General features: G+C 60.6%; 10 protein-coding genes. All 10 read right to left on the bottom strand.

What is annotated here, in order from left to right; translation table 11 throughout:
• Positions 1–11: 11 nt before the first annotated feature.
• The gene (pdeM, locus tag B4F27_RS00670) at positions 12–677 is read right to left on the bottom strand and encodes a ligase-associated DNA damage response endonuclease PdeM (protein ID WP_286758592.1); all 666 of its coding nucleotides are present in this window, start codon (positions 675–677) and stop codon (positions 12–14) included.
• A 265-nt stretch (positions 678–942) separates the two neighbouring features.
• On the bottom strand, positions 943–3,387 hold the full coding sequence (locus B4F27_RS00665) for a ligase-associated DNA damage response DEXH box helicase (RefSeq protein ID WP_286758591.1): 2,445 nt from the start codon (positions 3,385–3,387) through the stop codon (positions 943–945).
• A 102-nt stretch (positions 3,388–3,489) separates the two neighbouring features.
• Positions 3,490–4,797 carry an ATPase gene (locus B4F27_RS00660; RefSeq protein WP_286758590.1) on the bottom strand — a complete coding sequence of 436 codons (1,308 nt, stop codon included), beginning with the start codon at positions 4,795–4,797 and terminating at the stop codon, positions 3,490–3,492.
• A 61-nt stretch (positions 4,798–4,858) separates the two neighbouring features.
• Positions 4,859–5,353, bottom strand: a complete 495-nt coding sequence (locus B4F27_RS00655) for a prepilin peptidase (RefSeq protein WP_037943330.1) — start codon at positions 5,351–5,353, stop codon at positions 4,859–4,861.
• 3 nt (positions 5,354–5,356) lie between these two features.
• Positions 5,357–6,211, bottom strand: coding sequence for a tetratricopeptide repeat protein (locus tag B4F27_RS00650; protein WP_005851667.1), 855 nt, complete (start codon positions 6,209–6,211; stop codon positions 5,357–5,359).
• 28 nt (positions 6,212–6,239) lie between these two features.
• Positions 6,240–6,794, bottom strand: a complete 555-nt coding sequence (locus B4F27_RS00645; RefSeq protein WP_005851668.1) for a tetratricopeptide repeat protein — start codon at positions 6,792–6,794, stop codon at positions 6,240–6,242.
• A gap of 56 nt (positions 6,795–6,850) precedes the next feature.
• Positions 6,851–7,807, bottom strand: coding sequence for a type II secretion system F family protein (locus B4F27_RS00640; protein WP_373276849.1), 957 nt, complete (start codon positions 7,805–7,807; stop codon positions 6,851–6,853).
• Positions 7,808–7,819: 12 nt separating this feature from the next.
• Positions 7,820–8,782 carry a type II secretion system F family protein gene (locus B4F27_RS00635; protein WP_237278445.1) on the bottom strand — a complete coding sequence of 321 codons (963 nt, stop codon included), beginning with the start codon at positions 8,780–8,782 and terminating at the stop codon, positions 7,820–7,822.
• Positions 8,783–8,794: 12 nt separating this feature from the next.
• On the bottom strand, positions 8,795–10,240 hold the full coding sequence (locus tag B4F27_RS00630) for a CpaF family protein (RefSeq protein WP_037943335.1): 1,446 nt from the start codon (positions 10,238–10,240) through the stop codon (positions 8,795–8,797).
• 39 nt (positions 10,241–10,279) lie between these two features.
• The gene (locus B4F27_RS00625) at positions 10,280–11,518 is read right to left on the bottom strand and encodes an AAA family ATPase (RefSeq protein WP_005851672.1); all 1,239 of its coding nucleotides are present in this window, start codon (positions 11,516–11,518) and stop codon (positions 10,280–10,282) included.
• Positions 11,519–11,742 lie beyond the last annotated feature (224 nt).

Below are 11,742 nucleotides of genomic sequence, written 5' to 3'. Positions count from 1 at the left end.
CGTGGCTGCGCTTAGCGCGGCATGGGGATCGCGGTGGGCTGCGGTCCGGTAAGTATGGCGCAGGCCTGCGGACCCATCAATGCCTGTAGCACCGGCGCGTCACTGTACAAGCCGCCGGTATAGGTGCCAAAGGCAGGCATGATCAGCCGTTGGTCGTCATACAGGAAGGCCGGACGCGTCACCGACCGCCCGCGCAGCCGCAGCCGTGCCTTGGGGTGATAATGTCCCGAAACCTCGGCCTGCGCGCCGGCCTGTGCGATATGTCGGAACTGCAAGGGGCCGATCACAAGCTCGGCCAGATGCTCCCCGCCCAGTTCGACGGGGCCGGGGTCGTGGTTGCCCTCTACCCACAGCCACTGCCGGCCCGCCTGCAGCCGCGCCAGCGTCAGTCGCGCAGGCTCGGGCAGGGCATGGGCCGCGTGCAGATCATCGAAACTGTCGCCCAGACACATCACGACGCGCGCGGGTACACGGTCAAGCGCCGCCGCAAGCCGGGTCAACGTGTCCATCGTCTCGTAAGGGGGAAGCGCCGTGCCGCCGCGCCGCGCAATCCGTTCGGCTTTGCCAAGATGCAGGTCGGACACGCAGAGCAGCCCGTGATCTGCCCACCACAAGGCACCAGAGCCAAGCGCCGTCAGCCGCGCGCCGCAAAAGTCGAATTCATACCCGATGTTCATGCTGCGTTCATCACCAAGTTTGCCCGCGGGCGCAAGGGGCGCTGGCCGATGGACGCGCCTATGGCGGGGCGCAGGAGTATTTGAAAAAGGGTGAAGCGGAAGACGCCCCCGCCTGATCCCGAGGGGTGTGGGGGCGTCTTCACCCTTTGCGGTCATCGGCTCTCCAGCCTGTACCGCGGGGTGATCATGTGGGAAAAAAAAAAATACCTAAGCGAAAGTTAATTCACCCTTTCAAAAATACTCAGCTGCGCAGCGATTGCCACGTCTAGCGCCGTTTGAGGGGGATGTTATCCGGCGCGGGGGTGATCTGTGCGAGGCCGGAGGCTTCCATCAATCGCGCGGACTCCTCGGCCAGCAGACGCTCTTCTGCCTGCCCCTTGACCGGCACGCGACCCATTTCCAGAAACAGCGGTGCGGACAGCGGGCTGACACGGTCGAGGATACGGTGGTCGATCCGGCCCTTGATACGATGCAGCATTTCCTCGATCCGGCCAAAGTCGACCAGCCCGCGCAGGGCCTCTTCGCGGGTGATATCGAGCAGGAGGTGATCGGGTTCGTATTTCTGCAAGGTGTCATACAGGATATCAGAGCTGAAGGTCGCCTGCCGGCCAGACTTACGGGCTTGGGGGGTGTTCCGTTCGATCAGCCCTGCGATGGTGGCGGCGGCGCGGAACGTGCGTTTCATCACCGCATTGCCGGCCAGCCAATGGTCCAACCCGTCATGCAGGGCTGTGGCATCAACGAGCGGGGCGGGGTCATTGACCGGATCCAGCCCCCAGATCAGCGTGGCATAATCGGTGGCGACGAAGCCCAGGGGGTTCAGGCCCAGTTCCTCCATCCGTTTTGTCAGCAGCAGCCCGAGCGTTTGCTGCGCGTTGCGACCGGCGAAGCCGTAGAAGACCGTCTGGGCGCGGCCCTCATGGGGGAAGCTTTCGATCAGCAGGCGGCCCGGCTGCGGCAGTTGGCTGACCTCGCGTTGCAGGGTCAGCCATTCGGCCGTGTGGCGCGGCAACTCGGGCCAGCTGTCTTGGGTGAACATGCGTTGCACGCGGGCGGAGAGCTGGGTCGAGGTGGCGAATTTGGTGCCCATGAACGTAGCGACGCGTGGTTTCTTGGCGGCGGAGCGGCTGACCTCTACGGTCATTTCCCGCAGCCCTTCGTATTTGACGATCTGGCCGCCGATCAGGAATGTGTCGCCCGCGCTGAACGAGGCGGCGAAACCTTCCTCGATTTCGCCCAAAGGGGCACCGCCGCGGTTGCGTTTCATACGGACTTTCAGCGTGTCCGTGTCCTGAATGGTACCGATGTTCATACGGATACGCTGGCTGCTGCGCGGGTCGCGCAGGTGCCATTTGCCGTTTGTGCACATCAGACGTTGCCATCTGTCGTAGGCGCGCAGGGCGTAGCCGCCTGTGGCACAGAAATCGAGGCAGGCGTCAAAGGCGGCGCGGCTGAGGCTGGCATAGGCCCCGGCAGAGGTCACCTCGGCATAGAGCGCATCGGCGTCGAATGGGCCGGCGCAGGCGGTGATCAGGATATGTTGGCATAACACATCGCGGGGGCCGGGGCCGCGCGGGTCGCCGTCAAGCTCTCCTGCCAATACGGCGTCGAGGGCGGCGACACATTCGACCACCTCGAACCGGTTTGCAGGCACCAGCAGCGCTTTGGAGGGCGCGTTATAGCGGTGGTTGGCCCGCCCGATGCGCTGGACCAGCCGTTTGACATTCTTCGGCGCACCGATCTGGATCACGAGATCGACATCGCCCCAGTCGATCCCCAGATCAAGGCTGCCGGTGCAGACAATCGCGCGCAGATCACCGCGCACCATCGCGGCTTCGACCCGTTCGCGTTGCTGCCGATCGAGCGACCCGTGGTGGATGCCAATGGGCAGGCTATCTTCGTTGGCGAGCCAGAGATTGTGAAAGAAAATCTCGGCCTGAGCGCGGGTATTGTGGAAGATCAGGGTGGTTTTATGCTGGCGTATCTGGTCGAGCACGGCCGGAATCGCATTGGCCGCCCCATTGCCGGACCACGGCGGGGCCGCGTCCGTGCGCAGCATCCGGATGTCGGGCGGCGGGCCGGGATCGGCCAGCAGGATCGGGCAGGGGTCGGGGTGACGTGCCATGAAATGCGCGATGGCGGCGGGATCTTCGACGGTGGCTGACAGGCCCACCCGTTTCAGCCCCGGACACAGACGTTGCAGCCGCGCCAGCGCCAGCATCAGCTGGTCGCCCCGCTTGCTGTCGGCCAGCGCGTGGATCTCGTCGATCACGACACGTTTGAGCCCTTTGAACATGCGCGGTGCATCCTCGTAGGAGGTCAGCAGCGCAAGGCTTTCGGGGGTGGTCAGCAGGATATGGGGCGGGTCGGCGCGCTGCCGGCGTTTGCGCGTTTGCGAGGTGTCGCCGGTGCGGTCCTCGATCCGGATGGGGAGACACATTTCGGTCACCGGGGTGGTGAGGTTGCGCTTGATATCCGCGGCCAGCGCCTTGAGCGGCGAGATATAGAGCGTGTGCATCCCCTCGTGACCGCCCTCGGCCAGATCGACCAGCGTGGGGAGAAAACCCGACAGCGTCTTGCCGCCCCCGGTCGGCGCGATCAACAGCAGGGCGGGCACCTCGGCGCGGTCCAGCATGTCTTGCTGGTGGGGGTGGATGGACCAGCCTTTGGTGGCGAACCAGTCGGAGAACTTGGGGGGCAGGGTCTGCATGGGGTGCAAGATAGGCTGTTTGCACGCGGGGGCCAGCCCCCGCACCCCCGGAGTTTATCTGGCAAAATGAAGCGGATGCCCGCGCCGGTGTCGAGCGCGGTGCTACCTGACGATGGTTTCATCCTCGACGAACATATTGGCCCAAGCACGGTCAATCAGATCAGGGCGCATCTGGTGCGGGATACCTTCGAAATCGCAGATGGAAATCATCTGGTCGATCAGGAAGATCGGCTGATAGTTGGCGAACACGTTGTTGATCGTAGGGTATTTTGTTTTCAGCAAATGGATCAGCGTCGCCTCGTCCAGTTTGATGTTTCGTTTCTTTGCGACCATGGCAAAGATCTTGAGGAAGTTTTCCTGATTAGGCCCGTCGATCTTGATCTTGAAGAAGATCCGGCGCAGGGCGGCCTGGTCGAAGATCTCATTGGGGTGGAAGTTGGTGGAGAAGACCACCAGCGTGTCGAAGGGAACTTCGAACTTCTCGCCGGATTGCAGGGCGAGGATGTCCTTGTTTTCTTCCAGCGGCACGATCCAGCGGTTGACCAGCGCCTGTGGCGATTCTGCCTGTCGGCCAAGGTCGTCGACGATGAAGATGCCGCCGGTGGATTTCAGCTGCAGCGGGGCTTGATAGGTCCGTGCGGTGGGGTTGTAGACCAGATCAAGCATATCGAGCGTCAGCTCGCCCCCGGTGATCACTGTGGGGCGTTCGCATTTGACATAGCGGGTGTCAAAGCGCGTCACGCGGCGCAGGGATTTCGGATCTTGTTTCTCTTCGGAAATGGCGGTGTGCACGATGGGGTCATAGACCGTGATTACCTGACCGGCGTATTCAATCGCGCGGGGGACATAGATGCGGTCGCCAAGCGCGTCGCGAATCCCGTTGGAGATGCTTGATTTACCATTGCCGGGGGGGCCGTACATCAGGATGGAGCGACCGGCCGTCACGGCTGGGCCAAGGTTGCCGATCAGCTCGGACGGGAGCACCAGATGGCCCATGGCGGCTTCGAGCTTTGCGCGGGTGATCTGCATGTTGCGCACGGACTGGCGTTTGATCTGTTCGCGGTAGACATCAAGCGGCACGGGCATCGGGCCGAAGTATTCCGATTGCGCCAAGGCATCCAACGCGCGGGCCTTGCCCAGATCGGTCAGCTGGTAGCCCATTTCATTGCCGTTATTCGCGTTGAGCGTGCCCGTCGCTTCGAGAAGGCGTTGGTCGCGCGACAGATCTACCAGTTCCTGCGTGACCTGAAGCGGCAGGCAGATCGCCGCTGCGAGTTCGCTGACCATGGTGACGTTCTTGCGGAACATCGTCTTGATCATGATGTCGCGCATCATCACCACGGGCAGCTTCATCTCTTGGATGGTGCGCGGCGGAGGAGGGGCCATGACGGCGCTGGTTTGCATATTCATGAAGGCTTCTTTCATGGGGACACGGGCGTGCCCCAAGGCGTAGCGGTTGAATATGGCGAAATCAGGCCCCGAAGTAGGCGCCGAGCATTAAATATGCGGCAAGCACAGTTCCAAGGGCGAGGCCCATGGGGAATTTCTTGGCTTCGTGCCAGCTGACCCATTGCGGGGCAAGTTTGCGCAGAGGGGAATATTTGGCGGCGCGGTGAATGATATAGGCGGCAACCAGCGTCGCCATGAACAGCGCCATGACAAAGCGCACATCCCCGAGCGCGATAAAGGGCGTGGCGGCGGCGATGAATTTCGCATCCCCCGCGCCCATCAGCCCGCCTGCGTTCATGAAGATGCCCACCACAAGGGCCACCACCATCGCCAGCAGGTGCCAGAGGTAGCTGTCAAAGGGCAGGGCAATCGGGCCGATCAGCACAAACACGGCGGCCAATGCGATCACCGTGACATTGGTGATCCGCATAAAGGCCAGATCGGTGTAGATCGTATAGGCACAAAGGGGCAGCGCGAAGGGCAGGAACCACAGCGCTGCGGAGCTGGTGATCTCCACGCGTTAGCCTGCGTTTTCCAACGCGCGCAGCGACCGGACGGCGGCCTCGAAGTGCTGCGGGTGGGTGCTGATGGCGTCGCGCAGCAGCCCTTTACCGGTTTCAACGTCGCCCTTCTTGATCGCGGAGAGGGCGAGGGTGTGCAACAGTTGCGCGCGCTCCGTCTGGTCCATCTCGATCGGGGGGAGGCTGTATTCACGTTGCGCGCCACGGGCGAGGATCAGGTTGTTCTTGGCGGTAAACAGCGTTGAATCCTGCTTCACGGCCTCGCCGAAAAGGCGTTCGGCAGCCTGATAGTCGCCGCGCGTCAGTTTGGAGTAGCCCCAGTTGTTCATGACCGAACCGGGCTTGGTGGTCAGACCGATGGCGATCTCGTAAAAACTGTCGGCCTTGTCCCATTCCTGTTTGCTGTCAGCGACGATCGCCTCGAGCCGGTAGCGGTTGTAGGTTTCATGGGTGGGCGGGACGGAATCCAGCGTCTTTTCCGCCTTAGCCCAATCGCCTGCGCGGATCAGCGCATCGGCGTAATCAACCTTGTCGTCGGGGGTGGCATCCTTGGAAGCGGCAACTTTGCCCCAGACCGATGCGGCCTCTTGGTTGCGTTTGGCGCGGATCAGGGATTTGCCCAAGCTGCGCTGGATGTCGATGCGGTCGGGGTTTTCCTGCGCGGTGCGGGTGAAATAGCTGACCGCCTCGTTCGGGTCGGCCACTGTCAACATCACATCGTTGAGGTTGCTTTCATCCACGACGTTCACGTCCTGGAAGGCGCGGGTGACGGTATCCTCGCCGGATTTCTTGCCGCAGCCTGCTACTGCGACGACGCCTGCAATGCAGGCGGCCAATAGGATAGGGTGGCGCATTTTTGCGTCCTTTTACTGCTCTGCCTCGTTATGATGCTGGCCGAACCAGATAGTCGCCCGAGCCGCGCCGCACCAATTTATAACTGTCTTCTTGATCCGGGATCGTAACAGAGTTTTCCGATTTTGCGAGTGCTAAGCGCAAATTGTCACGGATTGCGTCACTTTCGCCATTATCGAGCGCATAGGCCTTGCGAAAGGTCAGCTGGGCTTCGGCGAGTTTGCCGCGTTCCATCAACACAACGCCGAGATTATTCCAGACCTCGGGGTGGGTTTCGTCCTTTTCTACAGCGTCGCGCAGCAGCTTTTCCGCCTGACCCAATCGCCCCAGCCCAAGGTTGGCGCTGCCCAGTCCCGACAGGATTTCGGCGTCCAACTGGGAGGCGAGCGCGGCGCGGTTGAAGGCGCGGATGGCCAGTTCGTATTCGCCCGCGCGCATCAGACGGTGGGCGACCTCTACCCCGTCTTCGGCGTCCTTGCGGGTGTTGACACCGGGGGCAAAGGGGTTGTCAGGGCTGGCGCGCTTGCCCCCAAACGCGGAAAGACCGCCTGCAGAGCAAGCGGCCAATCCGGCGATCAGGGTCATACAAAGCGCGAGCTTGAAGGGTAACGCGCGCTTGGGAATGTGGATCATGCAGAGCCTTACTGACCTAGTTTGGTAATGTTCATCACCGATGGCGCGACCAGAATGATCAGCAGCGGAGGAACGGTCAGCATCATTGTGGCAAGTGTCATCTTGGTTGGCAACTTGTTTGCGGCCTCTTCGGCGCGCATCACGCGTTTGTCGCGCATCTCGGCGGCATAGACCCGCAGCGCGTCGGCGATGGATGTCCCGAAGGCGGCGGATTGTACCAGCACCGTCACAAAGGACGACACATCTTGCACGCCGCAGCGTTCGCCCATGGCGTTCAGCACGCTGACCTTGTCTTTACCGGCCTTCATCTCATAGGCGACGATTTCGAACTCTTCCGCCAGCGCAGGGTAGGAGGCGCGCAATTCGCGGGCCACGCGGACGATACATTGATCAAGCGACTGGCCGGCTTCGACGCAGACGAGCATCATGTCCAGCGCATCGGGGAAACCGCGTGTGATTTCCTCTTTCCGCTCGGCGACGCGGCGGGTCACCCAATAGCGCGGCAGGAAATATCCGATGCCGCCGGGGCCCACGGTATAGAGCATCATCTTGTTGGTGGTCATGCCTTCGCCGCCGCCAAGGAAATTGATGTAGACGGTGCCGATCACCAGCCCGGCAATGCCAAGCGCCATCTGGGCAAAGTGAAAGAACCGTACCGCATCGCGCGAGCTATAGCCCGCCTGACGCAGCAGCAGCGCCTTGGCGCTTAGCTCTTCCACGTCTTCGGGTTCGAGGAACTTGGCGAATTTTTGCAGCTTCTCGTTGCGGTCCGACTGGCGCAGGCGCTGTTGCTTGCCTGCATCGGCAGCCTCGGTCTGGCTCCGTTTGAGCTTGGCCAAAGGGTCTTCGGGCTGGCGCAGGATCATGACAAGCGTTGCGCCCACCATGGTCAGGCCCAATGCGCCCAGAATGGCGATCCAGCCCATGGGGCCAAGTGCGGTGTCGAGTGAGTTGAGGAAATTCACAGTGAGGCCCCCTTAGACTTTGATATCGGTCAGCTTGCGCATGACGATGAGGTTAAGCGACAGGAACAGGACAACCGCGATACAGCCGGGGATGAACAGCGGGTGGGTCATGACTTCGTCATAGTAATGCGGGTCACCGAGTTTGATCACGATCAGCGCGACAACGGGGAAGGCTGACAGAAACTTGCCCGACCATTTCGCTTCAGCCGTGATGGCGCGGACGCGGCGGAACAGACGGAAGCGGGCGCGGATGACTTTGGCCAGCCCTGCAAGGATTTCGGCAAGGTTACCCCCCGATTGCTGCTGGATGGTCACGGCCACGGCGAGGAAGCGCAAATCCTGCATATCAAGCCGTTCGGCCATATCCTTGAGCGCCTCGCCAATGTCGCGGCCATAGGCGGTTTCATCGGCGATCACGCCGAATTCCGACGCAAGCGGGTCCTGGATTTCCTTGGACACGATAGAGATCGCGCTGGTGAAAGGGTGGCCCACGCGCAGCGACCGCACCATAAGTTCCACCGCGTCAGGCAGCTGCTCTTCGATCATGTCCATGCGCTTCTTCGCTTTGGACGAGATCCAGAAAAATACGGCCCCGACACCGATCCCGACAGAGATCAGGATACGCACGGGCACTTCGGTATTGGTGCCGATGGTCAGCCCCAGAAAGGCGACGACCGAAAGGCCGGCCATGATCATGATCAGCTGTTTCGGCGCAAAGGCGATCGCGGCCTTTTGTGCTTTCTCGGCGAGCAGGGAATAGACCGGAATGGATTTGTTATCCATGTGCTGCTGCATTTCCTTGCGCAGCTTGTCCAGAACCTCTTCGCGGCCCGCGCCTTTTTCCAGCATTTCAAGCCGGCGGTTGACCTTGCTGTTGAGGCTGATGGATTTACCGAAAGCGACCAGATACAGCCCTTCGACCAGCACAAGGACACCGACGAAGATCAGGCCATAGATAATGGGTTCTGCACTCATGATTGATAATCCTTACTTGACCACAACGGGTTCATAGATCGACGATGGCAGGTCATAGCCCCACATCTTGAAACGTTCAGAGAAGTGGCTGCGCACGCCGGTGCCGGTGAAGTGGCCGATGATCTTGTTTTCGGGCGTCAGGCCGACGCGCTGAAAGCGGAAGATTTCCTGCATAGAGATCACGTCGCCCTCCATCCCGGTGATTTCGGTGATCGACGTCATGCGGCGCGACCCGTCCTGCAAGCGCGATGCTTGTACGATCAGGTTCACAGCCGACGAGATCTGGCTGCGGACCGCTTTCAGCGGCATTTCGATACCGGCCATGGCGATCATGTTTTCCAGACGGCTGACCCCATCGCGGGCAGAGTTGGCGTGGATCGTGGTCATCGACCCGTCGTGGCCGGTGTTCATGGCCTGCAGCATGTCGATCACTTCCTCGCCGCGCGTCTCGCCGACGATGATCCGGTCAGGACGCATCCGCAGGGCGTTTTTCAGACAGTCGCGCGGGGATACCTCGCCCTTGCCTTCAACGTTGGGCGGGCGGCTTTCCATGCGGCCCACATGGGTCTGTTGCAGTTGCAGTTCGGCGGTGTCTTCGATGGTCAGGATCCGTTCATCGTTGGCAATAAACGATGACAGCGCGTTCAGCGTGGTGGTTTTACCAGAGCCCGTACCGCCCGAGACGATGATATTCAGACGGGTGGCGACGGCGGCTTGCAGATAGGCTGCCATCTCTTCCGAGAAGGCCCCAAAGCTTACCAGATCATCAATGCCCAGTTTGTCTTTCTTAAACTTACGAATGGAGACAAGGCTGCCGTCCACGGCAATCGGCGGGACCATAGCGTTGAAACGCGAGCCGTCTTTCAAGCGCGCATCGACATAAGGGTTGCTTTCATCGACGCGACGGCCAACGGCGGAAACGATCTTGTCGATGATCCGCAGCAGGTGCTTTTCGTCTTTGAAGGTCACGTCGGTCAGCTGCAGTTTACCCGCGCGTTCCACAAAGATCTGTTGCGGGCCGTTAACCAGAATATCGTTGACGCTGTCGTCTTTCAGCAGCGTTTCCAGCGGGCCAAGGCCGGTCACCTCGTCATACAGTTCGGAGTTCAGTTGAACGCGATCCTCGCGGTTCAACACGATGGATTTCTCGGCCAGAATCTCGGTCGAGATTTCGTTGATCTCGCTGCGCAGATCCTGTTCCGAGGCGTGTTCAAGGGCGGCGAGGTTCAGGTTCTCAAGCAGGGCGCGGTGCAGTTCGAGCTTGATGTCGCTCATGCGTTGCTTGCGCTTCACGTCGCGATCCTGCGGGGCGACGGTTGCGGCTTGAGCCACGCGGCGCATGCTGGCGGGTTTGGGCGCGACCGCTTCCTCGGGCTGTTGCTGGGGCGCGGGAGCTTTCGCCTTTGGGGCGGGTGTGGCTACGGCAACGTCACCTGGCTTTTTATACTTCGAGAACATCTGAATACTCTTTCTAAATTATCTGGCGCTTGGGCCGGATCAGGCGGCTTTGGCTTCGTCAGCCTTGAGGTCGTGGATAGAAGACGCGAGCTTTGCGATCTCGCGGCGTAGCGGGTTCTTGGCGGCGGTATTGGCGAGCGGCAGACCGTGGTCGTTGGCCTGCGTCACCTGCTTGCCGCCATCAGGCAGCTGCACGTCGATGGAAATACCAAGGCTTTCTGCCATCCGTTTGACCCGCGCTTTGGCGTTAAGGTCGGTAAATTTCGGCGCGCGGTTCATGACATAGCGCAGCTTTTCGACCGGCAGCTCTTCGGATTGCAGCGCGCGTTTGAAACGCAGGGCGTTTTGGGCGCAGCGCATATCCAGTTCGAGCATGGCAAAATAGACATGCGCATTGCTCAGCACGGTTTCGGTCCATTGCACCAGCGTCGACGGCATATCGACAACAACGTAGTCGAACTGGTTGCGCGCCATATCCAGAATCCGCGTCACATCTTCCGAGGTGATCAGATCAAGCGGCAGCATATCGGCGGGGGCGGTGAGGACCTGAAGCGTGTCTTCATAGGTCAGCAGAGCCTGACCAAAGCTTTCCTCGTCCATCTCGTCTGTCTCGATCAGCATGTCATAGACGACTTCGCGGCGCGGCAGGTCCAGATAGGTCGCCACGGCGCCGAACTGCAGATCGAAATCCAGCAGGCAGACCTTTGGCGGGTTCTTTTTGTCGGAGGTCGCCAGTTCCCACGCCAGATTAACGGCCATGCTCGTCGCACCGGTGCCACCGGCCAAACCATGTACCACGATCACAGCGCCGTCCTTATCGGCACCGGGTTTCAGCTTGGGGCCTGCCTCGATGTGTTCGGCTTTGGGCTCGGGGCCTGCGCGCAGACGTTCGATGGTCGCCGCCAATTCGCCTTCGGGCAGCGGGTAGGGGACGAATTCATCCGCACCTTGACGCAATAGAGAATGGAGCGAGGCCGGGGACATGTCTTCGGCGATCAGGATCACCTTGATATGACGCGATTTGGCCTGCGAGATGATTTCGGACATCATCGGCAGATTCTCTTCGTCCTCGGAATCAAGCGCCAGTGCAATCAGCTCGAGCGTCGCCGCTTCGGGCTGGCTGAAAAAAGCGAGGCTTTCAGAAAAGCCGAGATCACCCCAGGCTTCGCCCAAAGCTGATTCCATATCCTCGATCAGCAGGTCAAAGTTCTGTACATCACGGCTGACAGTGCAGGCGATGATCTGTGGTGCGTCAATCTGTGGCATACTGCTGCTCATACCTAAACTTCCCCTTCTACTCTTTGGGGCGCGGCAAGGGCTAATCGGGCGTCGCCCTGTTCTTTGCCTTGCGGTCCCCTGCGTCAGACCACGGTGGCCGGGCGCAACTGTCCTATTGCAGTGAATATCCCTGCCAAGTTGGGCAAGATTGGGGCTAAATAGTTTCTATTGTTTGGTCTTTTGAAACGATCCGCAGGGATTTGCCGGATTGAAACGCAAAAGGC

The sequence above is a fragment of the Sulfitobacter sp. UBA1132 genome, assembly GCF_002311545.1.
In the GTDB taxonomy this organism is placed as follows: domain Bacteria; phylum Pseudomonadota; class Alphaproteobacteria; order Rhodobacterales; family Rhodobacteraceae; genus Sulfitobacter; species Sulfitobacter pontiacus.
This window is presented reverse-complemented; position numbering and strand designations above follow the sequence as displayed.